The organism is Micromonospora sp. IBHARD004 (genome assembly GCF_052814115.1).
Genome location: NZ_CP199934.1, coordinates 1,301,625 through 1,327,667 on the forward strand (window position 1 = coordinate 1,301,625; position 26,043 = coordinate 1,327,667).

General features: G+C 73.6%; 23 protein-coding genes. 15 read left to right on the plus strand and 8 right to left on the minus strand.

Going from position 1 to position 26,043, the window contains the following annotated elements; genetic code table 11:
• Positions 1–44 precede the first annotated feature (44 nt).
• Complete coding sequence (locus ACTWO6_RS06415; protein ID WP_446218733.1) at positions 45–1,277, minus strand: serine hydrolase domain-containing protein; 1,233 nt, start codon at positions 1,275–1,277, stop codon at positions 45–47.
• Positions 1,278–1,342: 65 nt separating this feature from the next.
• Between ACTWO6_RS06415 and ACTWO6_RS06420 the strand changes: the two genes are divergently transcribed.
• From ACTWO6_RS06420 to ACTWO6_RS06445, 6 genes are all read left to right on the plus strand, one after another.
• Positions 1,343–1,936, plus strand: coding sequence for a pentapeptide repeat-containing protein (locus tag ACTWO6_RS06420; protein ID WP_446218734.1), 594 nt, complete (start codon positions 1,343–1,345; stop codon positions 1,934–1,936).
• A gap of 55 nt (positions 1,937–1,991) precedes the next feature.
• Complete coding sequence (locus ACTWO6_RS06425) at positions 1,992–2,444, plus strand: pyridoxamine 5'-phosphate oxidase family protein (RefSeq protein WP_446218735.1); 453 nt, start codon at positions 1,992–1,994, stop codon at positions 2,442–2,444.
• Positions 2,445–2,646: 202 nt separating this feature from the next.
• Complete coding sequence (locus ACTWO6_RS06430) at positions 2,647–3,528, plus strand: hypothetical protein (protein ID WP_446218736.1); 882 nt, start codon at positions 2,647–2,649, stop codon at positions 3,526–3,528.
• Between the two features lie 78 nt (positions 3,529–3,606).
• Positions 3,607–4,044 (plus strand): nitroreductase family deazaflavin-dependent oxidoreductase, encoded by a 438-nt coding sequence (locus tag ACTWO6_RS06435; protein ID WP_446218737.1) that lies wholly within the window; start codon positions 3,607–3,609, stop codon positions 4,042–4,044.
• A gap of 53 nt (positions 4,045–4,097) precedes the next feature.
• Entirely contained in the window at positions 4,098–4,403 is a 306-nt protein-coding gene (locus ACTWO6_RS06440; RefSeq protein WP_446218738.1) for a hypothetical protein, read from the plus strand.
• 168 nt (positions 4,404–4,571) lie between these two features.
• Positions 4,572–4,853 (plus strand): adhesin, encoded by a 282-nt coding sequence (locus tag ACTWO6_RS06445; RefSeq protein WP_446218739.1) that lies wholly within the window; start codon positions 4,572–4,574, stop codon positions 4,851–4,853.
• Between the two features lie 10 nt (positions 4,854–4,863).
• On the opposite strand, the gene ACTWO6_RS06450 is transcribed toward ACTWO6_RS06445, so the two are convergent.
• Positions 4,864–5,967 carry a beta family protein gene (locus ACTWO6_RS06450; RefSeq protein WP_446218741.1) on the minus strand — a complete coding sequence of 368 codons (1,104 nt, stop codon included), beginning with the start codon at positions 5,965–5,967 and terminating at the stop codon, positions 4,864–4,866.
• Between the two features lie 725 nt (positions 5,968–6,692).
• Here ACTWO6_RS06450 and ACTWO6_RS06455 point away from each other — a divergent pair.
• Both ACTWO6_RS06455 and ACTWO6_RS06460 read left to right on the plus strand, forming a co-directional pair.
• Positions 6,693–7,085: a cupin domain-containing protein gene (locus ACTWO6_RS06455; RefSeq protein WP_130332459.1), complete on the plus strand. Its 393-nt coding sequence runs from the start codon at positions 6,693–6,695 to the stop codon at positions 7,083–7,085.
• A gap of 41 nt (positions 7,086–7,126) precedes the next feature.
• Entirely contained in the window at positions 7,127–8,911 is a 1,785-nt protein-coding gene (locus tag ACTWO6_RS06460) for a glycoside hydrolase family 15 protein (protein WP_446218742.1), read from the plus strand.
• 55 nt (positions 8,912–8,966) lie between these two features.
• Here the strand turns inward: ACTWO6_RS06460 and ACTWO6_RS06465 are convergent, their stop codons facing one another.
• Together ACTWO6_RS06465 and ACTWO6_RS06470 are read right to left on the minus strand one after the other, a co-directional pair.
• Positions 8,967–10,154: a threonine synthase gene (locus ACTWO6_RS06465; RefSeq protein ID WP_446218743.1), complete on the minus strand. Its 1,188-nt coding sequence runs from the start codon at positions 10,152–10,154 to the stop codon at positions 8,967–8,969.
• 8 nt (positions 10,155–10,162) lie between these two features.
• On the minus strand, positions 10,163–11,200 hold the full coding sequence (locus tag ACTWO6_RS06470; RefSeq protein WP_446218744.1) for a DNA polymerase ligase N-terminal domain-containing protein: 1,038 nt from the start codon (positions 11,198–11,200) through the stop codon (positions 10,163–10,165).
• A 188-nt stretch (positions 11,201–11,388) separates the two neighbouring features.
• On the opposite strand from ACTWO6_RS06470, the gene ACTWO6_RS06475 reads away from it, so the two are divergent.
• The 4 genes from ACTWO6_RS06475 to tnpB all read left to right on the plus strand — a co-directional run bounded on the left by ACTWO6_RS06475 (position 11,389) and on the right by tnpB (position 17,432).
• The gene (locus ACTWO6_RS06475) at positions 11,389–12,174 is read left to right on the plus strand and encodes an aldo/keto reductase (protein ID WP_446218745.1); all 786 of its coding nucleotides are present in this window, start codon (positions 11,389–11,391) and stop codon (positions 12,172–12,174) included.
• A 246-nt stretch (positions 12,175–12,420) separates the two neighbouring features.
• On the plus strand, positions 12,421–13,530 hold the full coding sequence (locus ACTWO6_RS06480) for an FAD-dependent monooxygenase (protein WP_446218747.1): 1,110 nt from the start codon (positions 12,421–12,423) through the stop codon (positions 13,528–13,530).
• Between the two features lie 138 nt (positions 13,531–13,668).
• Complete coding sequence (gene ctaD / locus ACTWO6_RS06485) at positions 13,669–15,426, plus strand: aa3-type cytochrome oxidase subunit I (protein ID WP_446218748.1); 1,758 nt, start codon at positions 13,669–13,671, stop codon at positions 15,424–15,426.
• 590 nt (positions 15,427–16,016) lie between these two features.
• Entirely contained in the window at positions 16,017–17,432 is a 1,416-nt protein-coding gene (gene tnpB, locus ACTWO6_RS06490; protein ID WP_446218749.1) for an IS607 family element RNA-guided endonuclease TnpB, read from the plus strand.
• A gap of 10 nt (positions 17,433–17,442) precedes the next feature.
• Here tnpB and ACTWO6_RS06495 read toward each other — a convergent pair whose 3' ends face one another.
• Genes ACTWO6_RS06495 through ACTWO6_RS06510 form a run of 4 tightly spaced genes read right to left on the minus strand, consistent with a single transcriptional unit; the run spans position 17,443 to position 23,306 of the window.
• On the minus strand, positions 17,443–18,681 hold the full coding sequence (locus tag ACTWO6_RS06495) for an MFS transporter (RefSeq protein WP_446218750.1): 1,239 nt from the start codon (positions 18,679–18,681) through the stop codon (positions 17,443–17,445).
• Between the two features lie 39 nt (positions 18,682–18,720).
• Positions 18,721–19,302, minus strand: a complete 582-nt coding sequence (locus ACTWO6_RS06500) for an isochorismatase family protein (protein WP_446218751.1) — start codon at positions 19,300–19,302, stop codon at positions 18,721–18,723.
• Positions 19,303–19,324: 22 nt separating this feature from the next.
• A complete protein-coding gene (locus ACTWO6_RS06505; RefSeq protein ID WP_446218752.1) occupies positions 19,325–20,611 on the minus strand; it encodes a nicotinate phosphoribosyltransferase in 1,287 nt (428 codons plus the stop codon).
• A gap of 16 nt (positions 20,612–20,627) precedes the next feature.
• On the minus strand, positions 20,628–23,306 hold the full coding sequence (locus ACTWO6_RS06510) for a LuxR C-terminal-related transcriptional regulator (protein ID WP_446218753.1): 2,679 nt from the start codon (positions 23,304–23,306) through the stop codon (positions 20,628–20,630).
• 205 nt (positions 23,307–23,511) lie between these two features.
• Between ACTWO6_RS06510 and ACTWO6_RS06515 the strand changes: the two genes are divergently transcribed.
• The 3 genes from ACTWO6_RS06515 to ACTWO6_RS06525 all read left to right on the plus strand — a co-directional run bounded on the left by ACTWO6_RS06515 (position 23,512) and on the right by ACTWO6_RS06525 (position 25,989).
• The gene (locus ACTWO6_RS06515; protein ID WP_446218754.1) at positions 23,512–25,092 is read left to right on the plus strand and encodes a hypothetical protein; all 1,581 of its coding nucleotides are present in this window, start codon (positions 23,512–23,514) and stop codon (positions 25,090–25,092) included.
• 103 nt (positions 25,093–25,195) lie between these two features.
• Positions 25,196–25,486 (plus strand): ATP-dependent Clp protease adapter ClpS, encoded by a 291-nt coding sequence (clpS, locus tag ACTWO6_RS06520; RefSeq protein WP_130332482.1) that lies wholly within the window; start codon positions 25,196–25,198, stop codon positions 25,484–25,486.
• Between the two features lie 2 nt (positions 25,487–25,488).
• A complete protein-coding gene (locus ACTWO6_RS06525; protein WP_446220574.1) occupies positions 25,489–25,989 on the plus strand; it encodes a DUF2017 domain-containing protein in 501 nt (166 codons plus the stop codon).
• The last annotated feature ends 54 nt before the right edge of the window (positions 25,990–26,043 follow it).

Genomic DNA, 26,043 nt, shown 5'->3' on the forward strand with positions numbered 1-26,043 from the left:
CCGACGCCGGGGCGCGCCGCCACCCGGCGACGCGCCCCGGCCGGTCAGTCGATCAGCGCGGAGTAGACGAGCTGGCGCAGCTGCGAACGCAGCGGGTACGTGCTCGACGGCATGAGCTGGGTGAAGAGCAGCGCGGTGACCTCCTCCGCCGGGTCCACCCAGAACGCGGTGCTGGCCAGGCCACCCCAGTAGAACTCGCCCACGCTGCTCGGCACCCGGGCCGGGACCGGGTCCAGCACCACGGCGAAGCCGAGGCCGAAGCCGATGCCGTCGAGCACCGTCTCGGCGAAGCCCTCCGGGTCGAACGAGGCCAGGTCGCGGTCGCCGGGCAGGTGGTTGCGGGTCATGAAGCGCAGCGTCCGCGGCGCGAGCAGGCGAACCCCGTCCAGCTCGCCGCCGCGCAGCAGGAACTGGGTGAAGCGGTGGTAGTCGGCGGCCGTGGAGACCAGCCCGCCGCCTCCGGAGAGCCAGCTCGGCTCGGCCAGCGCCCACCGGCCGACGCCGTCGGCGCGGACCGCCTGCCCGGTCGCCGGGTGCGGGGTGTAGAGGGCGGCCAGCCGCTTGGCGTCCGGCTCGTCGACCCACCAGCGGGTGTCGGTCATGCCGAGCGGCCGGAGGATCCGCTCGGTGAAGAACTCGTCCAGCCGCTGCCCGGAGACCACCTCGACCAGCCGGCCCAGCACGTCGGTGGAGACGCTGTAGTTCCAGCCCGTGCCGGGCTGGAAGAGCAACGGCAGCCGGGCCAGCCCCGCCGAGGCCGTCGCCAGGTCCGCGCCGGCCGGCACGCCCAGGTCGAACCCCGCCGCCCGGTAGAGGCCGTCGACCACGGTGCTCTGCGCGAAGCCGTACGTCAGGCCGGCGGTGTGGGTGAGCAGGTGCCAGACCCGGATCGGCTCGACCGCCGGCACCGTGTACGGCTTGAGCACCGAACCCTTGTCGTAGACCCGGACGTCGGCGAACTCGGGCAGCCAGCGGCTGATCGGGTCGTTCAGCTCGAACCGGCCCTCCTCCCAGAGCATCATCGCCGCGACCGAGGTGATCGGCTTGGTCATCGAGTAGATGCGCCAGAGGGTGTCGGCCTCGACCGGGGCGCCGGCCTCCCGGTCCCGCAGGCCGTAGGTCGACGAGTGGGCGATCTCGCCCCGGCGGGTGACGACGATCTGCCAGCCGGCGAGCCGGCCGTCGTCGACGTACCTGCCGAAGTGCTCGTCGATCCGCGCCAGCCGGGCGGGGTCGAAGCCGATACGGTCCGGGTCGGTGCTCACTGCCACGCTCACGCCGCCGAACCTACTCGTCGGTACGCCGGTCGGGAAGTGTCGTCCCACGCCACTAATCTGGCCCGATGCCTGAGCCCACCGAGGACGTCACCTACCGTCACGAGGACTGGTACGCCGAAGAGCTGGTCGACCGGCACTTCGTCCGCTGCTCGTTCTTCCACGTCGACCTCACCGAGGCGGTCAGCCAGGGGGCCGCCTTCACCGACTGCGTCTTCGGCAACGTGGCGTTCAACGCGTCCCGGCACACCGACTCGGCCTTCACCCGCTGCACCTTCAAGCGGTGCAACCTCTTCGAGGCCGAGTTCACCGGCTGCAAGCTGGTCGGCAGCAGCTTCGAGCAGTGCGACCTGCGCCCGCTGCGGATCAGTGGCGGCGACTGGTCGTTCGTCGCGCTGCCGGGCGCGGACCTGCGCGGGGTGAGCATCACCGACGTCCGGATGCGCGAGGTGGACCTGACCGGCGCCAACCTGACCGGCGCGACGCTCACCGGCGTCGACCTGTCCGGCGCCCAGCTGCACAGCTCCCGGCTCTCCGGCGCGGACCTGCGGGGCAGCGATCTGACCGCGCTGGACCCGACGGTGGTGGAGCGGGCCGGCGCGATCGTCGACGCCGAGCAGGCGATCGTGCTGGCGCAGGCGCTCGGCTTCGAGATCCGCTGACGGCCGCGGGCAAAGACGCCGCGTCCTGTCAGGTTTTCCTGCCAGGCTCGGGGCCATGACATGGTGGTCCGACCTGGTGGCATCCGAACCCGACTTCGCGGCGCGGGTCCGCGCCCGGTTCCAGGTACGCAAGCACGGCACGATGGCGACCCTGCGGCGGGACGGCTCGCCGCGGATCAGCGGCACCGAGTTCGACTTCGCCGCCGACGGGCAGCTCCGGCTGGGCAGCATGGCGGGCGCGCTGAAGGCGCTCGACCTGCGGCGCGACCCCCGGGTGGCGCTGCACTGCCCGACCGAGGACGCCCCGGAGGACGATCCGGGGTCCTGGGGCGGCGACGCGAAGATCGCCGGGGTGGCGCACGAGGAGCCGCCGGGCGAGGACGGTTCGCACCGGTTCCGGGTCGAGCTGACCGAGGTGGTGCTGACCCGGGTCGGTGACCCGCCCGACCATCTGGTGATCGAAAGTTGGCACCCCGGGCGCGGGCTGCGCCGCCGGGAGCGCCGCTGAGCGGCGTCCGGGCGGCCCGCGGATTCGTCCGGGACGGTTTTGCGCGCCCGGGTCCGCCGTCCGGAGCCGTCCGGTACCGCTTGGTAACGAACTGGAAACGCAGAGCCGCCCCCATATGGCGCATTCGCCCGGCCGATGGAAACGTGAAGCGTCCCGCCCCGCCCGTCCGCCGGCCGGTGCGTGGGTGGGGAGCGGAGGTTCGGTGGCGGAGGAAGACCGCACTCGGATCGGCGGCCGGGCGTCGTCCCCGCACGGACACCGGCAGCCCCGGTCGACGCTGCGGCGGATCGCGCGGGCCCGGCGACGCCGCCGCTGGATCGTGGAGGCGGTGGCCGCGTTCGCCTGCCTGGCCGCCGTCGTCGCGTACCTCGGCACCGAGCAGCACGCGGGGCCCGGCCAGGAGGAGAGCGCCGGCGGACCGGCGCCCGGGGCCGGGCGGCCGGGCGTACCGTCGCCCCAGCGGCCGGACGCCGACGCCGCCTCGCCCGGGCTGCGTCCCCGGCAGCGGCCGCCGTCGCCTTCACCGTCCCGGCCGGCCGTCGAACCGGTCCTCACCGTCACCCGGGCGGACGTGCCGGCCCGCGTCGACCTCAGCGCGGCCGGCCCGGTCGACTGGCTCCACTGGGGACTGCTCGGTGCGGACCAGCCCGTGCGCAAGCGGAACGGCTCCGGGGCGATCCGCGACGAGGGCGGGCGCGGCCAGCGGGAGAGCTACAGCAACAACCCCGAGGAGTACACCTGGCGGGACGGCGCACCGGTCGGGTCCGCCAGCGGCACCACGTCCGGCCTCTACACCTGCGGCCGGGGCAGCGGCTTCGCGCTCGCCGTGACCGCCGACGGCGAGCCGCGCACGGTACGGCTCTTCGCCGGCCTCTGGATGGCCCGGGGCCGCCTCGACGTGCGGCTCTCCACCGGGGGGCCGACCAGCACGCTGCGGATGGAGGACCCGCACACCCAGCACACCGCCGAGTTCACCGTGCGGTTCCGGGCGCCCCGCGGGGCGAAGCTGCTGGTGAACTGGACGGTGGAGGAGTCCTTCGGGGACTGCGGCAACGTCAGCGTGCAGGCGGTCGGGCTGCGCTGACCGCTGTTCGCGCGGTGCCGTCCGCCGGCCGGGAGTAGCGTGGGCGCGAGGGCCGGCCGACGACCCGGGAGGGGACCCATGACGGCGAGCGAGCAGGTGCTGGACAGCCCGGAGGGGTGGGTCGCCGACCACATCCGCCGGTACGTCGAGACCGACGGCGCGGAGGGCCACGAGTGGCGTCCCGGCGTCTGGACCCTGCTGCTGACCACCCGGGGCCGGCGCAGCGGCAAGCTGCGGCGCACCGCGCTGATCTACGGCCGGGACGGCGACGCCTACCTGGTGGTCGGCTCCCAGGGCGGTGCCCCCGAGCACCCCGCCTGGTACCTCAACCTGGTCGCCGAGCCGGAGGTCCAGGTGCAGGTCGGGGCGGAGAAGTTCACCGCCCGGGCACGGCTCGCCACCCCGGAGGAGAAGCCCCGGATGTGGCGCACCATGACCGCGATCTGGCCGGCGTACGACGGGTACCAGGCCAGGACGGACCGGGAGATCCCGGTGGTGGTGCTCGAACGGGTCTGACCCGCCCTTACCTCGCGGGTAATCGACCTTGGGGCGCGCCGGCCGGAGAATCGGTGCCGGACCCGGCGCCGGGTCAGCAGGCGATCGGCCAGCACCGCGAGCGTCCGGCCGGGGTGCGCACGGTCACCGGCGACGCCACGTCGGCGCGCAGCGTACGGGACCTGGCCGAGGCGGGCCGGGCCGGGCCGATCGGCGGCCCGGCGGCCGAGCGATCCGGCGGTGCGCCGGCGGGCGTCGTCCACGCCGTCGAGCTTATGGACATCCGGGTCGGTCCGGGTCCGGAAAACCCCTGGTCGCCACCCCGGTTACCCGTTCCGGGGCGGGTCACGCCCGGCGCCGGCCGGCACGGTGTCGACTGACCCCGCTCTATTTGACGGATGCCCGGCCAGGGGGCACCGTAGGCCATGAGGGGCGTTCAAGCTGCCCTGGTTTGCACGGCGAAGACCGATTCGCCTTCCTGGGTCCGGGCCCGGCCCGCGCGGCCGCGCCGACCTACCGCGATCCCGAACAGCACGAGGAGTTCCGCCATGCTGAGCATGACCGACAACGCCGTAATGGTGATCCGCGACCTCGCCACCCAGCAGGACGTCGGCCAGGACGGCGGCCTGCGCATCGCCGCCGACACCGACGCCGGCTCGCTCTCCATCGAGCTGGTGCCGCAGCCGGCGCAGGGCGACCAGGTGGTCGACAACGAGGGTGCCCGGATCTTCCTCGACGCCGATGCCGCCGAGCTGCTTCACGACACCTCCGTCGACGCGACCGTCGACGACGAGGGGATCGTGCAGTTCGGCTTCACCGAGAAGGAGTGACCGGCGCGGCTCAGCCCGCGCGGCGGGTCTCCCCGCCCCGGTGCGGCCGGCCGGACCGTCCCCGCTCGGGGGCGTCCTGGCCGGCGCCCCAGGGCCCGGGCCGCTGCCCGCGGTCCGGCCGGAGCAGGGTGCCCAGCACGTACGCCAGATGGTGCGACGTGCTCCACGCCGCCCAGTTGCTCGCCGACCCGGCTCCCGCCCCGCGCCGGGCCCGGCGCAGGATCTCGTGGTCGCCCCAGGAGAACGCCGCCCCGGCCGTCGGCCAGTGCGGGGCCGCCACCAGCGTCCGGCACAGGTCGGCGAAGCGGTCGTCGCCCCGACCGCCCCGCCGCGACCAGCGGTAGACCCACCAGGCCCCGTCGGCCGTGTAGCGCAGCGTCGGCAGCCGGTCGCCGGGGCCGTCCGCGCCCGGCACCGCGGAGCCGACGCCGTAGTCGCCGTACCCCACGCCGAGGTCGGCCAGGCGCTGCCAGAGCTGCCAGTCGAAGCGGTCGAGGCGTACCGGTTCGTCGGTGGGGAGGCGGGCCAGGTTCGGCGGCATCCCGCCGGCCGCCACGGTGACCGAGCGCCAGGCGTGCCGCCGGGCCCAGTCCAGCAGCCGCCGGATCCGGGGCTCGGCCAGCCGCACGTCCGCCGGGCAGCAGACATCGCCCGCGTCGACGAGCAGGTCGCACTGCTCCGGGACCAGCCGGGCGAGCCGCCAGACCCGCTCGACCGCGGTCGTCGTCGCGTCCGGGCCCGTCCGGTCCTGCCCGGTCCGCAGCCGGACCACGGCCCGCCGGGCGTACGCCCGCGCGGCCACCCCGTGCGCCACCAGCCGGCGGTCGCTCTCCGCCAGCCCGACCACCGGCACCAGGGGTACGCCCCAGCGGACCAGCTCGCTCTCCGGAACGTCCGGCAGCGCGGAGACGTCGACGGCCGGGAGCAGCCCGGCCGGCAGCCGGCCGACGAGGTCCACCGTGCACGGATCGACCACACAGACATCGAGAACCGGAGCGAGCAGCGGAACGGCGGCGTCGTCGAGATGGGCCAGTGCCTCGAGCTCACCTCGGCGACCGGCCAGAATGGGGCGGTAGACCGGTTCCGCCGCCCGACCGCCGTGGGCGGGCACCATACTTCAGGGTAGCGAGACATCGGCGCCGATCACAGGCTCTCCGACCACCGGTTCGGCTGGTGACCGGGCTGCGCAGCACCGCGCCGACCTGCTCCGGGGTCGGGGCGGACGTGGTCCGCCCCGACCCGGAGAGGATCGGTCACTCAGTCGTCGTCCCCCGTCGTCGCTGCCCGTGCGATCGCCACCATGGTCGTCGTTGCGGTCGTCGGTCCGGGTGCGGGTACGGTCACCGCTGCGGTCGTCGGACCGCTTCCGCTCGATCTCGTCCACGGCGCCGTTGCCCCGGTCGACCTTGACCTCGAGCACCCTGCCGCCCTTGACAATCTTGACGCTCCACACCGGACGCCGGTGCTCCACCTCGGCCTCACCGGTTCGTCGGTCCCGAGGGTGAGCACGAGCTGAAGCTGCGGTGCGTCGGCGCGGAACCGGTGACCGCGGCCGACGACTGAGGACATTTGCGCAGCTCGGCGGGGCGCGGGTGGCCGCACAGACGAGCGCACGGCGCCGTTCGACCGAAGTCGTAACGTCGCCGCGCTCTGGCCGTCTCCCACCACCGCAGCCGGACGGCGGTACGACAGCGGGGACCTGGCTCGACCGGCCGTCCGTGCACCGGTCTTGGCGCTCCAGATGCCCGCCCTGAGGGGATCCAAACCACGGAGCAGTGGGGAATTCCACCATCTGCGAGTCCCGGCGTGACCGCGGGTCCGACCGGGTATGTGCGCGCCATGGAGCATTTCACGATCGCGACCGTCGCCGAGAAGAGCCCGGACTTCCGCCGGGTGCTCTGGACCGGGGAGCACACCCAGCTGGTGATCATGACGATCCCGCCGGGCGGGGAGATCGGCGAGGAGGTCCACGAGGGCATCGACCAGATCCTGACCTTCGTCAGCGGCACCGGCGAGGCCCGGGTCGCCGGCGAGAAGAAGGAGGTCGTCTCGGGCGATCTGGTGGTCGTACCGGCCGGCACGAAGCACAACTTCGTCAACACCGGCCCCAACCCGCTGGTCCTCTACACCGTCTACGGGCCACCGGAGCACGCCGACCAGGCCGTGCACCGGACCAAGGAGGAGGCCGACGCGGCGGAGGCGGCCGGCCAGGACGAGCCGCCGACCGCCTGACGGCCCGGCCTGAACGCGCCGCGTCCGGGTACCCGGGCCGGGTGGACCAGCCGGCGATCTCCGACTACGGATTCATCTCCGACTGCCGCTCCGGCGCCCTGGTCGGCCGGGACGGGTCGGTCGACTGGTGGTGCCCGGACCGCTTCGACACGACCTCTGTCTTCGGCCGGCTCCTCGACCCGGACGCCGGCCACTGGCGGATCGCGCCGCTGGCCGCGAGCCGGGTGGAGCGGGCGTACCGGCCGGACACCCTGGTGCTGCGGACCGTCCACCACACCCCCGAGGGGAGCGTCGCGGTCACCGACGCGCTCGCCGCCGAGCTGGGCGCCCGCGGCCACCAGTTGGGGATGAACTCGCCGGCGGTGCTGCTGCGGGTGGTCGAGGGGCTGAGCGGGCGGGTACGGATGCACCTCGACTTCGCCCCGCGCCCGGAGTACGGGCTGCTCACCCCGTACCTGCACGAGCAGCCGGACGGCGGGGTGCTGGCCACCGCCGGACCGGTGGCGTTGATACTGCGCGGCGGCGGGCAGGCGCTGCGCGTCGACCGGGACCGGGTGGCGCACACCTTCGAGGTGGCCGCCGGGCAGGTGGTCGGCTTCGACCTGGCGTACGCCCCGGTCTACGGACCTCCGCCGGCCCGGCTGGATCCGGTCATCACGCTCGCCGAGACCGCGCAGGCATGGGAGGCGTTCCGGGAGGCCCACCGCTACGACGGCGAGTACCCCCAGCAGGTCCGGAACAGCGCGACGGTGCTCACCGGGCTGACCTACGCACGCAGCGGCGCGGTCGCCGCCGCGCTGACCACGTCGCTGCCCGAGCAGATCGGCGGCGACCGCAACTACGACTACCGCTACTCCTGGCTGCGCGACTTCGCGTTGACCATGCGCGCCCTCTGGGTGGCGGCCTGCCCCGCCGAGGCGTCCCGGCTCTTCGCCTGGGTGGCCCGCTCGATCGGCCAGGTCGGGGACCAGCCGGTGCCGGTGCTCTTCGGCCTCGAGGGGGAGCGGGACCTTTCCGAGCACGAGTGCCCCCACCTGCGCGGGTACGCAGGCAGCCGACCCGTGCGGATCGGCAACGACGCCTGGCTGCAGCGACAGCTCGACGTGCCCGGCGAGGTGATCACAGCGGTCTGGCGGCTGCACGACTATCTCGGCGAGACGCTCGACGAGGAGCTGCGGGAGATGGTGGTCGGGCTGGCCGAGCAGGTCGCCGCGACCTGGCGGCTGGCCGACCGGGGGATGTGGGAGACCCGGGACGTCGAGCGGCACTTCCTGTCGTCCAAGGTGCTCTGCTGGGCGGCGCTGAACCGGGCGGTGCAGCTGGCGCCGCAGCTCGGGGACCGGGCCGACCCGCGCCGCTGGGCGGCCATCCGGGACGAGATCCGCGAGACGGTGCTGCGCGAGGGATGGAACGACAGGATCGGCGCGTACACCGGGGCCTTCGGCTCGGCCGAGCTGGACGCCTCGGCGCTCCTCCTGCCGATGGTGCACTTCCTCCCCGCGGCCGATCCGCGGATGCGTTCCACCATCGACGTGATCGAACGCGAGCTGAGCACCGAGGACGGGCTGGTCCGGCGCTGGAACACCGACCCGGCCGGCTTCGTGTTCTGCTCGTTCTTGCTCGTGGAGTGCCTGGTGATGGCGGGCGAGCCGGACCGGGCCCGGGTGCTGTTCGAGAAGGTCCTCGGGCACGGCAACGACCTGGGCCTCTTCGCCGAGCAGATCGACCTGAGCACCGGGGCGCAGCTGGGCAACACACCGCAGGCGCTGTCGCACATCGGCCTGATCAGCGCCGCCTGGCGACTGACCGACCCGACCGCCGACTGAGGCGGCTGTTAAAAAGAGGCCCCTGCTCTACCGCAGGCGTCAAGAAGGGGCCTCCTTACACCACCGGCACGCCCGAAACGTCGACCGTCTCCGGGTACTTCAGGCCCGCGCCGGTGTTCAGCACCACCACCCGCTCGCCGGCCCGGATCCAGCCACCCGCCCGCAGTTGCCGGGCGGCGGAGAGGCAGGCCGCCCCCTCCGGGCAGAGCAGCAGCCCCTCCCGGGCGGCGAAGTCGCGCAGGTCGGCCAGGATCTCCGCGTCGTCCACCGCGATCGCGGTCCCGCTGCTCTCCCGCAGCGCGTCCAGGATCAGCTCGTCGCCCAGCGGCGACGGCACGGTGATGCCGAAGGCCACGGTGTGCGCGTCCGCCCACGGGGTCGCCCGCGGCTCCCCGGTGGCGAACGCCCGGACGATCGGCGCGCAGCCGGTGGACTGCACCGCCACCAGCCGGGGCAGCTTCTCCTCCACCCAGCCCAGCTCGCGCAGCTCGTGCAGCGCCTTGTGGATGCCGATCAGCCCGACCCCGCCCCCGGTCGGATAGATGATCACGTCGGGTACCTGCCAGCCGAGCTGCTCGACGATCTCGTACCCCATGGTCTTCTTGCCCTCCAGGCGGTACGGCTCGCGCAGCGTGCCCGCGTCGAAGATCCGCCCGCCGGACTCGGCGACCAGGCCGGCGACCCACCGGCCGGCGTCGCTGATCAGGCCGTCGATCAGGCGCAGGTCGGCCCCGGCGGCCAGGCACTCCCGGCGGCAGATGGTCGGCGCGTCCAGCGGCATGGCGATCGTCGCGCCCATCCCGGCCCGGGCCGCGTACGTCGCCCAGGCCGCTCCCGCGTTGCCGTTGGTCGGCATGGCGATCCGCTCGACGCCCAGCTCCCGGGCCCGGCTCACCCCCACCGCCGCGCCGCGCGCCTTGAACGACCCGGTCGGGGTGAGCCCTTCGTCCTTGACGAGCAGGTCCGGAATGCCGATCTCCGCGCCGTACGCCGGGGCGCGCAGCAGCGGCGTCCAGCCCTCGCCCAGCGTGGTGACGAACCGGGGGTCGGCCACCGGCAGCAGCTCCCGGTAGCGCCAGAGGTCCGCCGGGCGGAGCCCGAACTGCTCCGGGGTCACAGAGGCGGCCACCGCGGCCAGGTCGTAGCGGGCCAGCAGCGGGGAGCCGCAGTCGCAGAGGTTCTGCAACTTGTCCGCCGGGCGCTCCGCGCCGCAGCGCGGGCACTCCAGGTGCGTCAGGTGCACGATGCTCCTCAGCTCGTGTCGATGCTCAGCCAGCGTCGGCTGCGCCGACCCGGTTCGTACGGGGAGTCGAGCCGCTTGGCCACCACCCCCGGGAGGCCCTGCTCACGGGCGGTCCGCAGGGCGTCCGCACCGACCCCGGGGAACCACGGCGGAGTCTGCCAGTGCGGGCCGGCGAGCGCCAGACCGTCGAGCAGCTCCCGGCGCTTCGCGTACGGCACGTCGATGCTGGTCACGCCCTCCAGCCAGAGCAGATCGAAGATCAGGAACTGGGCCTCCGGGCCGCCCCGGCCGGTCGGCGGCCGGACCCGGCCCGCGCCGTCGATCCGGACCAGCGCGCCGTCCAGCACCGCCTCCGTCGGTGCCAGCTCCTCGGCCAGCGCCCGCAGCCACGGGTACGTCCCGGTGATCTCCTCGTCGGTCTCCGCCAGCAGCCGCAGCCGGCCGCCGGAGACGTACGCCATCGCCCGGACCCCGTCCCAGCTCAGCTCGTACCCCCACGCGGACTCGTCCTTCGGCAGCCGCCCGGCCTTCGTGGGGTGCATCGGCCGGACCAGTTCCGGCATGCTCGTCCAGCCGGGCGGCGGCGGATCGGTCCGGCGGACCATCCAGTCCCGGCCGCCGGTGGCGAAGAGCACGTAGCGGCCCTTCGTCCGTTTCCCGTCGAGCACCACGATCACCTCGTCGTCGCGCCACTTCTCCGCGCGGTACGTCCCGGTGTCATGGATGGTCATCTTCCCGCCGCCGTACTCGCCCGCCGGGATCTCGCCGTGGAAGGTGAGGTACTCCATCGGGTGGTCCTCGGTGTGCACGGCCAGGTGGTTGCGGCCGGGCTCGCGGGGCAGGCCGCGCGGCACCGCCCAGGACGCGAGCACCCCCTCGTGCTCCAGCCGCAGGTCCCAGTGCAGCCGGCGGGCGTGGTGCTGCTGGATGACGAACCGGGCCTTGGCGCGGCCCGCCCGCGCCGGCTCCGGAGTCCGTCCCGGCACCGGTTCGGGGGTACGCTTCGCGTCCCTCCGCCGCCGGTACTCCTCCAGCCGGTCCGCCATCCCCGCATTCTGCGGCACCCCGGGGCCGCTCGCAGGGCGCCGCCCGGACGATTCGTCCCCCTTCCCCGGAAAGCCGCCCCGCCGCGCCGTTCCGGCCGGAGCCGCCGCTGCCGCCCCGGTCCGACCGGTTCCGGAGGTGTCGGCGGGTCGCCGGCATGGCGGGCCTGATCAGGGGTAGAACAGCCGCCATGACCAGCGCTGAACAGCCCACCGTTCCGCTCGCCGGCGACGTCCGGATGCCGCTGCTCGGCTTCGGCACCTGGCAGGCCACCGGCGAGGCCGGCTACAAGGCCGTGCTCGCCGCCCTCGACGCCGGCTACCGGCACATCGACACCGCCACCATGTACGGCAACGAGGACGAGGTCGGCCGGGCGATCCAGGAGAGCGACCTGCGCCGGGAGGACGTCTTCCTCACCACGAAGCTGCCGCCGGACCGGGTGGGCCGGGAACGGGAGACCATCGAGGCGAGCCTGCGCGCCCTCGACACCGACTACCTCGACCTGTGGCTGATCCACTGGCCGCCGTCCGCGCCGGGCGACAGCATCCCGGTCTGGCGTGAGCTGCTCGCCGCCCGGGACGAGGGGATGACCCGCACCGTCGGGGTGAGCAACTTCAGCATCAGCCAGATCGACGAGCTGATCCAGTCCACCGAGGAGACCCCGGCGGTCAACCAGATCCGCTGGAGCCCGTCGCTGTACGACCGGCAGACGCACGCCGCCCACCGGGACCGGGGCGTGGTGCTGGAGGGCTACAGCCCGTTCAAGACCAGCGACCTCTCGGACCCGGTGCTGGTGCGGATCGCCCAGGCGCACAACGTCTCCCCGGCGCAGGTGGTGCTCCGCTGGCACATCGACCACGAGATCGTGGTGATCCCGAAATCGGTCACCCCGGACCGGATCCGGGCCAACGCCGACATCTTCGGGTTCTCGCTGACCGCGGAGGAGATGCGCGACATCGACGCCCTGGGGCACTGACGGCGCGGTGAGCCGGGTCCGGACGCCCGACGCTTCCTGACGTAGTTGTAGCTGATGCTGCCGGGCGCGCTGCTGATGTTCTGCACCTGCGGACGCCGACGGAACGACGTTCAGCAGGCCGTAAGGAAATTTCGGCCGCCGGGAGGGGCGGCCGGGGCGGGACGATCGGCCCTGGTGTGTACTGATTGCGCCGAGTAATGTCTTGCCTCCAACGCGTGCCGAACCCCTCCGGAGGCGTACACCACCATGGGTGGCTGCTCCCCCCTGCGCATCCTCGTCGTCGGCGCGGGCATCGCCGGTCTGGCCGTGGCCCGGGCGCTGCGGCTCGCGGGGTTCCGGCCCGACGTCACCGAGAAGCTGCCCCCCACCGAGCTGGTCGACACCGGCCTCTACCTACCCGGCAACGCGGCCCGGGCGCTGCGCCGGCTCGACCTCGACGGGCCGGTCCGCCCGCTCGGCCAGGTGATCCACCGCCAGCGCTTCCTGGACGCGGCCGGCGCGCCGCTCTGCGAGGTCGACCTCGACGCCCTCTGGGCCGGGGTGGGGGAGTGCCGGGCGCTGCCCCGCGCCGAACTGCACCGGGTGCTGCTCACCGGGGCCGGCGGCGCCGTCCGGCACGGCGCCGAGGTCAGCACCGTCGAGCCGGGCCCCGGCCGGGTCGCCGTCGGCTTCACCGACGGCACCTCCGGGGAGTACGACCTGGTGATCGGCGCCGACGGGCCGCGCTCGGCGGTCCGCACCCTCGCCGCCCTCGGCGGCCCGCCCCGGCCCGCCGGGCAGGTCGTCTACCGCGGCGTGGTGCGCGGTGGGCCCCGGATCGCCGACTGGACCGCCCTGCTCGGCCAGCGGTCCGGCTTCCTGCTGGTGCCGATCGGCGCCGGGCGGCTGTACTGCTACGCCGACGAGGCCGGCACCGTCCCACCGGCCGACCCGCTGGCCCGGCTGCGGGAGCTCTGCGCCGGCTACGGCGGGCCGGTGCCCGAGGTCCTGGCCGCCCTGAACCAGGTGCACGTCGGCATCACCGAGGAGGTGGAGCTGGGCCGCTGGTTCCACGGCCGGGTGCTGCTCGTCGGTGACGCGGCCCACGCCACCGCGCCGACCCTCTCCCAGGGCGCCGCCATGGCCCTGGAGGACGCCGTCGTGCTCGCCGAGTCGCTGAAGGCCGCCGGCAGCGTCGAGGCCGCGCTGCTGGCGTACGAGAGTCGGCGGCGACCGCGTACCCGATGGGTGCGGGACCGGACCCGGGACCGCAACCGGACCCGCGACGTGCCGCCCGCGCTGCGCGACCCGCTGCTGCGCGGGCGCGGCGGACGGATCTTCCAGGAGCACTACCGGTTGCTGGTCGACCCGCTCTGAGGGGCGGTGCCGGGGCGGGTGATCGTAGCCGCCCACCCCACGCGGCGAGGCCACCTGCCGGGGACTATCCTCCTTGCGGATGACGGCCCGCAGACACAGCGCGCGCCGAGCGGGACAACCGAGAACCGGAGGCCACTCGTGACCACCGTCGCACCCAAGCCGGTCGTGACCCGGCCCTGGCCGGTCCGAGAGCCGGTCAAGGGGTCGGCAATCGCGCGGCTGCTGCGCACCACGGATGCGAAGCAGATCGGGATCATGTACATGGTCACCGCGTTCGCGTTCTTCATGATCGGTGGCCTGATGGCCCTGATCATGCGCGCCGAGCTGGCGCGGCCGGGCCTGCAGTTCCTGTCGCCCGAGCAGTACAACCAGCTGTTCACGATGCACGGCACGATCATGCTGCTGTTCTTCGCGACGCCGATCGTGTTCGCCTTCGCGAACTACGTGGTGCCGCTGCAGATCGGCGCGCCGGACGTGTCGTTCCCCCGGCTGAACGCCTTCGCCTACTGGCTGTACCTGTTCGGCGGCACGATGGCCGTGGCGGGCTTCGTCAGCCCCGGTGGCGCGGCCGACTTCGGCTGGACGGCGTACACCCCGCTGAGCAGCGTCGAGCACTCGCCCGGCGTCGGCGCGAACATGTGGGTGGTCGGCCTGGCCATCTCCGGTCTGGGCACCATCCTCGGCGCGGTCAACCTGATCACCACGATCCTGACCCTGCGTGCCCCCGGCATGACCATGTTCCGGATGCCGATCTTCACCTGGAACATGCTGGTCACCAGCCTGCTGGCGATCCTGGTCTTCCCGCTGCTCGCCGCCGCGCTCTTCGCGCTCGCCGCGGACCGCCTGATCGGCGCCCATGTCTACGATCCCGCCACCGGCGGCCCGATGCTCTGGCAGCACCTGTTCTGGTTCTTCGGGCACCCCGAGGTCTACATCGTGGCGCTGCCGTTCTTCGGCATCATCACCGAGATCATCCCGGTCTTCTCCCGGAAGCCGATCTTCGGCTACAAGGGTCTGGTCGCCGCCACCATCTCGATCGCCGCCCTGTCGATGAGCGTCTGGGCGCACCACATGTTCGCCACCGGTCAGGTGCTGCTGCCGTTCTTCAGCTTCCTGAGCTACCTGATCGCCGTGCCGACCGGCATGAAGTTCTTCAACTGGATCGGCACCATGTGGCGGGGCCAGATCACCTTCGAGACCCCGATGCTCTGGGCGGTCGGCTTCCTGGTGACCTTCCTCTTCGGTGGTCTGACCGGCGTGCTGCTCGCCAGCCCGCCGCTCGACTTCCACCTGCACGACTCGTACTTCGTGGTGGCGCACTTCCACTACGTGCTCTTCGGCACCATCGTGTTCGCCGTCTTCGCCGGCATCTACTTCTGGTTCCCCAAGATGTTCGGCCGGATGCTCGACGAGCGGCTCGGCAAGGTGCACTTCTGGCTGACCATGATCGGCTTCCACACCACGTTCCTGATTCAGCACTGGCTCGGCGCCGAGGGCATGCCCCGCCGGTACGCCGACTACCTGCCCAGCGACGGCTTCACCACGCTGAACACGATCTCCACGATCGGCGCCTTCATCACCGGTATCTCGACGCTGCCGTTCATCTGGAACTGCTGGAAGTCGTACAAGACCGGCCCGGTGGTCGAGGTCGACGACCCGTGGGGTCACGGCAACTCCCTCGAGTGGGCGACCAGCTCGCCGCCGCCGCTGCGCAACTTCGACCGGATGCCGCGGATCCGCTCCGAGCGGCCGGCGTTCGACCTGAAGTTCCCGGAGCTGGCCGCCGGCCAGAGCCTGGCCGGCCCGCCGGAGGGCGGCGCCAGGCCGTTGACCAGCGAGTCCAACGGTGGCGCCAGCTACCAGGAGGACACCGCCGGCAACCTCGACCAGCGCTGACCCGCTGCGACACCGCGCCCCGGGCGCCGTACCCCGAACAGGGGTACGGCGCCCGTCGCTGTTTCCGCTCCGGCTCCCGAATGTGCCCGGCGGCACGGCGGAACAGGATTTGGCGGCCGCGCCGCGGACTGACGACCCGGCGAGCGGCGGCACCCGTCCGGTGACGGCTACCGTCGGCAGCGTCCCCGGATGCGGCACCGCTCACGAGCGACATGACTCTCAGGCATATTTGTGACTCCCAGGTATATCGCTCTCCGGGCAGATGACCGGGCGCCAACGCTGCGCCCGACAGTCGGGCCGCGCCGGGCACCCGCGGCGCGCCGGCGATTCGGCCCGGGCCGGGCGGGCAGTGCGCGCAGGCAGGGCCGGGCGGGTGGCCGTAACCGTGGCGGGCAGCGGTCGTCGGTGGCGGGATCACCGGGCTGGCCACCGCCTGGACCGGCCGGCTCAGGCTGGTGGGCCCGGGCTGGCGGGACCGTGGTGGAGGGGCTGTCAACTGTTGCCGGTTGAGTAGACATTGGTATGTGTTGGTGACCTTGGAAGCGTGGCTTGCGGGTGGCCATGGTGGTTGCGCGTGAATGTCGTAGCGGGTGTTTATCGTGCTGGGCGTGGCGGGCCGGGAGCGGTTGAGTGTCGTGCAGGCGTACCGGTTCGCGTTGGACCTGACGCCGCGACAGGAGCGGGCCGTGTTGGCTCACGCGGGGGCGGCGCGGGTGGCGCACAACTGGGCGCTGGCCCGAGTCAAGGCGGTAATGGATCAGCGGGCTGCCGAACGCACTTATGGCATCGACGAGGTGGACCTGACCCCGACGCAGGGCTGGTCTCTGCCGGCGCTGCGTAGAGCGTGGAATCAGGCGAAGTCCGATGTGGCGCCGTGGTGGGCCGAGTGTTCGAAGGAGGCTTTCAACACGGGCCTGGACGCGTTGGCCCGGGGGTTGAAGAACTGGTCGGACTCCCGTCACGGCAAGCGCGCCGGGCGCCCGGTCGGGTTCCCCCGCTTCAAGTCACGCCGCCGGTCCACACCCTCGGTGCGGTTCACCACCGGGGCCATCCGCGTCGAGCGGGACCGCAGGCATGTGGTGTTGCCCCGGCTGGGCCGGTTGAAGCTGCACGAGTCGGCTCGCAAGCTCGCCCGCCGGCTGGAGGCGGGCACCGCCCGGATCTTGTCGGCGACGGTGCGCCGCGACGGTGGCCGCTGGTTCGTGGCGTTCTGCGTCGAAGTCAACCGCGCCGCACGCACTCCACACCAGCCACAAGCGGTGGTCGGCGTAGACCTGGGCGTCAAGCATCTGGCGGTGCTGTCCACCGGTGAGGTGGAGCCCAACCCACGCTACCTGCACACGGCCACCCGCCGGATGCGCGCTCTCGCCCGGTGCGCCTCTCGCCGGGTCGACCCTGACCGGCGCACGGGCCGGCGTGGGTCGAAGCGGTGGGAGCGGGCGCGCGTCCGGCTCGGTCGGGCGCATGCCCGGGTTGCTCATTTGCGCCGTGACGGTCTGCACAAGCTGACCACCCGGCTGGCCCGCGAGTACGGCACGCTGGTGGTGGAAGACCTCAACGTGGCCGGGATGCTGGCCAACCGGCGGCTGGCTCGGCGGATCGCCGATGCCGGGTTCGCCGAGTTGCGCCGGCAACTGGCGTACAAGACGGGGTGGAATGGCGGGCGGCTGGTGGTGGCCGACCGGTGGTATCCGTCCTCGAAGACCTGCTCGGGCTGCGGCGTAGTGAAAACCAAGCTCGCCCTGTCCGAGCGCACCTACACCTGCACCACCTGTGGCCTCGTCCTGGACCGGGACGTCAACGCCGCACGGAACCTGGCCGCGCTGGCGGTCACCGTCGCCGGGAGTGGCTCGGAGACGCGAAACGGACGTGGAGCCGACCGTAAGACCCCGCTCGCGGGGCTGGTGGCCGTGAAACGTCAACCCGGCACCGCCAGAGCGGGCAAGACCGGGACCGTCCCACCGCAAGGTAGGACATCCAATCATGAGCTCACTTGCGCATCATGAAAGGAAACGGTCAGGTGGTGACGGTGGCCAGCTCGGCGGGGACGGCCTCGCCGGCGGTCTCCCGGCGGTGGCGCAGCTCGACGGGGAGCACGACGACGGCGACCAGCACGCCGACGGCGCCGGTGACCGCGAAGCCCCAGAGGGGCGCCGAGGCGTCGATCACCGCGCCGGCGAGCGGGGCGCCGACGGCGATGCCGACGGTGACCGCGGAGCCGTGCAGGCCCATCGCCTCGCCGCGTACGCCGGCGGGGGCGAGCCGGCTCACCGCGTCGGAGGTCGCGGCGATGGTGGGGGCGCAGAGCGCCCCGGCCGGGACGAGTGCCAGGCAGAGCAGCCACCAGTGCGACCCGCCCAGCCCGACCGGGATGGTGCAGAGGCTGAGCGCGGCCATCAGCGCCAGCGGCGAGAAGGACCGGCTGACCGCCCCGTAGGCGAACCCGCCGACCAGCGACGCGACCGCCCACATGGCCAGCACGACTCCGGTCCAGCCGACCTCGCCGCTGGCCCGCAGCACGGCGACCACCGCGACGTCGGTGCCGCCGAGCACCAGGGTGGCGGCGAGGCTCACCGCCAGCACGGCGAGCAGCCGGGGGGTGAGCCATTCGCGGCGGGGCACCTTCCGGTGCGGGCCCGCCGGCTCGTCGGCGCTGCGGGTGGGCGGGTTCAACAGCCAGAACGCGACGCCGGAGGCGACGATCCCGGCGCCGACCGCCCAGAGGGTGGTGCGGGGGGAGATGGCGGTGGCCAGCGCCACGGCGAGCGCCGGGCCGACCATGAACGACAGCTCGACCGACATCGAGTCCAGCGCGTACGCCGGGCGGCGGCGCTCGGCCGGGACCAGCGCGGCCACCGACTGGCGGACGACCGAGAAGACCGGCAGGGCGAGCAGCCCGGCCAGGAACGCGGCCGGCAGCAGGACCGGGTACGACAGCGCGGGGGCGCTGGCCCAGAAGACCGCCTCGGCGACGGTGGTCAGGACGAGCACCGGTCGCAGGCCGCGCCGGTCGACCAGCCGGCCGAGCAGCGGCGAGCCCAGCGCGGCGCCGACGGTCGACGCGGCGCCGACCAGGCCGGCCGCGCCGTATCCCCGGCCGAGGTCGAGCACGACGTAGAAGGTGAGCGTCACCCCGGTCGCGGTGAGCGGGATGCGCGCCAGCACCGACACCAGCAGCAGCGACCGGAGACCGGGCAGGGCGAGTGCCTGCCGGTAAGGCTTCAAGTTCACGACGGTCCGTACCTCCGGCGCCATCCTCGACCGGGGGTACGACAGCCGCAAGCGATTACCTGGTCAAGCGGTCCTGATCACAGGCTCGCCGACCGTGGAGACCCCGGCGCCGTCCATCGCCCGCAGCGCCACGTCGAGGGTCGCCGGCGCGACCGCGGCGGTGAGGTCCAGCAGCACCGTGGTTCCCAAGCCCTCCTCGACGGCGTCCAGCGCGGTGGCCCGGACGCAGTGGTCGGTGGCGATGCCGACCACCTCCACCCGGTCCACCCCCCGCGCCCGCAGCCAGTCGGCCAGGCACTCGCCGTCGTCCGCGTGCCCCTCGAAGCCCGAGTACGCGGCCGCGTGCTCGCCCTTGTGGAAGATCGCCTCCACCCGCCCGGTCTCCAGGTTCGGGTGGAACTCGGAGCCGGCGGTGCCGACCACGCAGTGCCGGGGCCAGGAGTCGACGTAGTTCGGCGGGTCACCGAAGTGCGCGCCCGGGTCGACGTGGTAGTCCTTGGTGGCGACCACGTGGTCCCACCGGTCCGGCTCGCCGGCGAGCAGCCGGGAGATGCCGGCCGCCACGTCTGCCCCGCCGGCCACCGCGAGGGACCCGCCCTCGCAGAAGTCGTTCTGCACGTCCACGATGATCAGCGCGTTCGCCATCGGCGTGGCTCCTTCCGAGCGTTCAGGTCGCGGGTACGACGGTCACCGGTACGGCCGGGTCGCCGCCGGAGAGCTTCAGGCCCTCCCACGGGATGGAGATCAGGCACTGCCGCAGGTGCTCCCGCGACTCGTCCAGCGTCGGCAGCGCCACCGGCTTGCCGTCGACCACGAACGAGCGCTGGAGGAGCCGGTCGTTGGGCTGCCGGTCCGGTACGCCCTGCGGGACGATTATCTCCTCGGTGGCGGTTCCGGTGGGCTTGTGCCGGCGTACCGCCACCTTCCGGCCGCCGATGGTGGCCTTGTGCTCGGAGCGCTTGACCACCGGCCGCCCGTCCACCTCGACCAGTTTGTAGACCAGGCCGGCGGTGGGCGCGCCGGAGCCGGTCACCACCGCGGTGCCGGCGCCGTACATGTCGACCGGCTCGGCGGCGAGCGAGGCGATCGAGTACTCGTCGAGGTCGCCCGAGACGATGATCTTGGTTTCGGTGGCACCGAGCGAGTCGAGCAGCTCCCGGGACTGCTGGGCGATCACCGCCAGGTCGCCGGAGTCGATCCGGACCGCCCGCAGCTCCGGCCCGGCCACCTCGATCGCGTTGCGGATGCCCTGGCTGATGTCGTACGTGTCGACCAGCAGCGTGGTGTCCTTGCCCAGCGTGGCGACCTGCGAGGCGAACGCCGCCTTCTCGTCGTCGTGCAGCAGGGTGAACGCGTGCGCGGCGGTGCCCGCGGTGGGGATGCCGTACCGCTGGCCGGCGGCCAGGTTCGAGGTGAACCGGAAGCCGGCCAGGTACGCGGCCCGGGCCGCGGCCACCGCCGCCTCCTCGTGCGCCCGGCGGGACCCCATCTCGATCAGGGCCCGGCCCCGGGCGGCGGTCACCATCCGGGCGGCGGCCGCGGCGACCGCGCAGTCGTGGTTGAGCACCGACAGCACCAGCGTCTCCAGCACCACACACTCGGCGAAGCCGCCGGAGACGGTGAGGATCGGGGAGTTGGGGAAGAAGAGCTCGCCCTCGGCGTACCCGTCGACGTCGCCGGTGAAGCGGTAGTTGGCCAGCCAGTCGGCGGCCCGGTCGTCCACCACGCCGGTGCGGCGCAGGAAGTCGACCTCCTCGGCGTCGAACCGGAAGTCCCGGATCATCTCGATCAGCCGCCCGGTGCCGGCGACCACCCCGTAGCGGCGGCCCGCCGGCAGCCGCCGGCTGAACACCTCGAAGACGCAGCGGCGGTCGGCCGTGCCGTCCCGCAGGGCGGCGCTGACCATCGTCAGCTCGTAATGGTCGGTCAGCAGCGCGGGGCGAAGGGTGCTCACCGGTCCAGCCTAGAGTTCAGGCGGGATCCCCGCCGTCGTGGCCCGGCATCGACCGGAGCACCGCCTTCAGCTCGGCCCGCCCGGCCACGCCCAGCTTGCTGTAGACGCGCTGGAGGTGGTTCTCCACCGTCCGGCTGGAGAGGTAGAGCCGCTCCGCGATGGCCCGGCTGGTCGCCCCGTCGGCGGCGAGGCGGGCCACCTCCCACTCGCGGTCGCTCAACGCCGGCCGGAGCTGTCGCAGCGCCGGCGTGGAGATCCGGTCGCAGCTGCCGAGCAGGGCGGCGAGCCGCTCCCGCGCGGGGCCGGTGGTGGCGGAGCGGCTCTGCCGCAGCCGGTGCAGCGCCATCGCGACCGCGTCGGCGGCGTACACGGTCAGGTCGAGCCCGGCCAGGGCCTCGGCGACGGCGAGCAGGTCGGTGGGGGAGTCCGCCACGGCGGCGCGGGCGTACCGGGCGAGCAGCGGCGGCAGCACCCCGTCGACCTGCTCGCAGAGCTCGGCCAGGCGTTGTGCCACCGTACGTCGGCTGCCGTCGGTGCAGGTCGGGCCGACCGGGGCGGCGGCCTGGTCCAGCCGGACCAGGTCGAGCAGGACCAGCACCTCGTGGCCGGTGAGCCCGTCCGCGCGGAGCCGGTCGGCGAGCTGGCCGAGGTGCTTGGCCGCGCCGGGCAGGTCGCCGCTCGCCGCGAGCACCGCGCCCCGGGCCTGCTCCAGCCAGGGGTAGAGCACCGCCATCCCCGGGGCGTGGGTGCGGTCCGCCTCGGCCATCGCCTCCGCGGCGTGTGCCGGGTCGCCGCGCAGCGCCGCCGCCTGGGCGCGCTCGGCGTGCGCCAGCCCGGCGTACACCCGGCTGGTGGCGAGCACGGCGCAGGCGCCGAGGCTGGTCTTCAGCGCCTCGTCGCTCTGCCCGCGCAACCGCGCCGCGTACGCCCGCAGGATGGCCAGGTAGCCGGTGCCGAGCCGGAAGTCGCCGGCGCCCGCGAGGTCGGCGAACTCGTCCGCCACGATCGCGTCGATGCCGGCCAGGTCCCCGGAGAGCGCGAGCCGGGTGCCCCGGGCCAGCTCCATGGCGAGCTGGAGGTACGGCATGTCGCCCCGCCAGCCCGCCGCCTCGGCCTGCACCCGGGCGATCGCGGTCGCGCTGCGCCGGAACCGGCCCTGGGCGGCCTGGAGGTGGGCGAGGGTGCACCGGGCCAGCTCCCGGGCGGCCACCGAGGCGGCCGGGCGGTCCAGCACGCCCTGGGCCAGCCGCAGCGCGACGTCGGTGTCCAGCCGGTGCAGCCGCATGATGGCCTCGAAGGCGCGGGCCCGGGCCACGTCGGCCAGGTCGGTCAGCTCCTCGCTCCGGGCGGCGATCTCCTCCACCGTGGACTCCCGGCTCAGCCCCCAGTAGCTGACCATGCCGCGCACGGTCAGCCAGCGGCTGCGCCGCCGGTCGGAGCGGACGTCCCCGGCGACCGAGTCGAGCACCTCGATCGCCTCGTCGGGCCGGTCGGCGAACATCAGGATGGTGGCGAGCAGCTCGGCGGCGTCGAACCCGCCGTCGGCCTCCAGCGCCGCCCGGGCCAGCCGGGTCGCCAGCGGCACGTCGTACCGGCCGAAGGCCTGGGCCGCCGCGTCGAGCAGCAGGGCCGGGTCCTGCGCGGTGCCCGAGTCCAGTCGCCACACCGCCACCCGGAGCAGGTCGTCGCGGCGCCGCTTGCCGACCTGTTCCAGCAGGTCGGCCAGGGTCGCCTGGAGCCGGCGGGTCCGGCTCACCGGGCACTGCCGGCGCATCACCTCGCCGTAGAGCGGGTGGGCGAGGCGCACGTTCAGCCGCCGGTCGTCGTGCACCAGGCTGATCAGGCCGCGTTCCTCGGCGGTCTCCACGTCGGTCGGCTCCACCGCCCGCTCCAGCAGTTGCAGGCCGAGCGGCTCACCGAACGCGACCAGCTCGACCACCGACCGGACGCCGGGGGTGAGCTGGCCGATCCGGGTGTCGATCAGGTCGGTCAGGCTCGGCGCCAGCTCCAGCCGGCCGGTCCACTTCCAGATGCCGTACGTGCGGGTCAGCTCGGCGCCACCGGCGGCGGCCAGCACCAGCTCGCGCAGCAGCAGCGGGTTGCCCGCGGAGAGCCGGAACAGCCGGTCGGCCGAGCCGGCGTCGACCGGCCCGCCGAGGATCGCGGCGAGCAGCCCGGTGGTCTCGACGGGGCTCAGCGGGCCCAGCTCCACCAGGTCGACCAGGTCGTCGGTCCAGAGGGCACGGATCGGCAGCGGGATCTGCTCGCCGTTGCGCAGCGTCCCGAGCACGGTGACGTTCCCGGCCCGGGAGATCAGGTGCACCAGCGCCGCCGAGGGCGGGTCGAGCAGGTGCGCGTCGTCGATCGCCAGCACGATGGTGCGCCCGGCCGCCTGCTCCTTCAGCACGTCCACGGCCCAGCGCAGGATGCCGGCGGGGGAGAGGCCCTGGGGCTGGTCGGCCGGGAGCACCTGGACCAGCCCGCCGAAGGGCAGCGCGGCGGTGGTGGCGCTGGCCGAGACCGACCAGATCGCGTACCGGTCGGTGGGCAGAGTGGCGACCCCCTCCCACAGCAGTCGGCTCTTGCCGACCCCCGCGTTGCCGCTGAAGAGCAGTCCACGCCCCTCCGGACTGCCGACCGTCGACAGCAGACGGTTGAGCTCATCCGTGCGGCCGACGAAGTCCCACCGACTCATCGCAGCAGCATATCGACGGTTCTCCGTCCGCGTGTATATCGTCACGGAGCGAAGTTGAGTAGCCTGTTCATTACCGGTGAGTATCCGATGTGTTCGGCTGGGAGTGGGCCCCGCGCGTACTCTTCCGGCAGCATCCGGGTGGCATCACCGGATGATCCGCACGCGACCGGCCCCGCTACCGGTCGCCCAACCGGGAGGCCGCCTGATGAAGCCGGGTCCTCTCCCCGCGTTCGCCGTGCCCGACGACGCGGGCGGGCCGACTGTTGAGCTGCCCCGCGGTGTGCCGCTGCCCACCCGGCTCGGGGCGACCGCCCCGCGCCCGGAGGAGCCGCTGGCCGTGGTCACCGCCGGCCCGGCCGGCGCGGGCCGACGCCAGGTGTTGGCCGCCCTGCTCGGGCTCGAGCCCGGAATGCTGACGGTGCCGGCCGGCAGCTGTCTGGTGGTCACCCATGCCCGGGTGCCGACCCGCGCCGCGTACGTGCCGGGCTACCGCCAGCCGCACTCCTACGGCGCCGATCCGGTGGCGGCCGGCCCGGCGCTGGCCCGTCCGCCGCGCCGGGTGGAGCTGAGCCTCCCCGATCCGCTGCTGCGGCACTTCGCCGTGGTCGACACGCCCGACACCGGTTCGCTCGGCGTCGCCGGGGGGCAGGTGCTGCTGGAGGCGGTCGGGCGGGCCGGCGCGCTGCTTTTCGTGATCTCCGCCGAGCAAGCTTTCACCGCCGCCGAGCTGCACCTGCTGGCGCAGGTCGCCCATGCCCAGGTCGCGGTCTTCTTCGCGGTCACCCCCGGGGCCACGGGCTGGGCCCCGGCATCGGACGGCGCGACGACGACGGAGGGCGCCGGGGTTTCCGTCCCGTCGGTCGCCCGCACCGGTGCGCCGGCCCCGGGGGCCGCCGCGCGTCCGGTCGACCCGGTCGAGATCTCCGTCGCGGCCCACCGCGCCGCCCTGCTCGCCGCCGTGCCCGGGCTCGCCGCGGCCCGCTGGTACCCGGTACGGCACGCCGACCACGCCGCCCTGCGCCGAGCGCTGGTCGGCTGGGCCGCGGACGAGGGGCTGCGTCGGGCCAGCGCGCAGCCGCCCGTGCTGCCGGGCGAGCACGGCCGGGTGAACGTGGTGCCGGGCTTCGACCCGGGTGACCTCGGCGACCGGCTGGACCGGCAGATCCGCTCCTGCGCCCAGCGGATCCGCCAGCACCTGGCCCTGGAGCTGGCCAACATCCACCTCCGGGTGGTGCAGGATATCGTCTTCGGGGTCGGCCCCGCCGGCCTGCCGCAGCTGCTCGACCGGGAGATGGAGGCCCTGTCGCTGCTCGCCACCGCCCAGTGCGACCAGGCCGTCCGGACCGTCCTCGACGAGGCGGCCGCCCAGGTCTTCGGCGCGCCCGTCGCCGAGGGGGTGCGTCGCCGGATCGTCAACGCGGTGCGCTGGGGCCTCGCCGACCACCCGGCCGGTCAGGAGCTGGACCGGGTCCTCCTGGTCACCAGCACCGCCGGGGTGGCCGGGCTGAGCGGCACGGGCGCCATCGACGCGCTGGCCGGATTTCCCGGTGCGGCACGCGTCGAGGTCCTGCCCCCGGTCGGGGTGGCCCTCTCCGGGGGCTGCTGGCAGCACTGGCGCGGGCCCGGCACCGACGACCCGAACGGTGCCCGCTCCTGGGCGCAGCGGGCGCTGCGTGAGGTCGAGCTGGAGCTCTCCAGCGAGGTGTCCCGCCGCTTCGAGGTGATCCGTCTCTCGTTGGGCGCGGTGCTCACCGATGCTGTCGACCACGGCATCCTGCTCGCCTGAGGTCGGCCGCGCCGACCCGTCGCCGGCCGCCCGGGAGGGTGATCCGGGCCGGCGCGGCGTTCCGGTTCATCGCTTCGCCGAATCCGGTGGCACGATGGGGGGCATGGCGGCTCCACAGGTTGCACCGGTCGAGACGCCGGACACCGACGAGGTGCCGGTCTCCGACCGGCCATGGGTGACGATCGTGTGGGACGACCCGGTCAATCTGATGACGTACGTGACCTGGGTCTTCCAGAAGCTTTTCGGGTACAGCCGGGAGAAGGCCGAGCAGCTCATGCTGGACGTGCACCACAAGGGTCGGGCCGTGGTGTCCACCGGCGCCCGGGAGCGGATGGAGCACGACGCGTCGCAGCTGCACGCGTACGGGCTCTGGGCGACGGTGGACCGGTCGTGAGCATGTTCCGTCGCCAGGGCGACCGGTACGTCGCCGACCTCGCGCCGGACGAGGTCCGGGTGCTGCGGAAGGTCGCCTCCGAGGTGGTCGGCCTGCTCACCGACGGTTTCGACCACAGCGACCCGGTGGTGGGCCGGCTCTTCCCCGAGGTCTACCCGGACGATTCGGCGAGCACCGCCGAGTTCCGCCGGTACACCGAGGGCGACCTGAAGACCGCCAAGATCGACCAGGCCGGCGCCATCCTCGCCGCCCTGCCCGACTCCGGCGAGGCCGGCGGCGAGGTGCGCCTCGACGCGGAGGCGGCGGAGGCGTGGCTGCGCGCGCTCAACGACGCCCGGCTGGCGATGGGCGTCCGCCTGGAGATCAAGGACGGCACGGACCTGGGGGAGGAGCTCGACGACGCGGTCGCCGAGGACCCGACCTCCTCCCGGGTGTTCCAGCTTTCGGTCTACGCGTACCTGGGCTATCTGCAGGAGTCCCTGCTCAACGCCCTGATCGACTGAGTCGTGACGGTCGCCACCTCGCCGGGTGTGAGCGGCAGGCGCTAGGCTGATCGG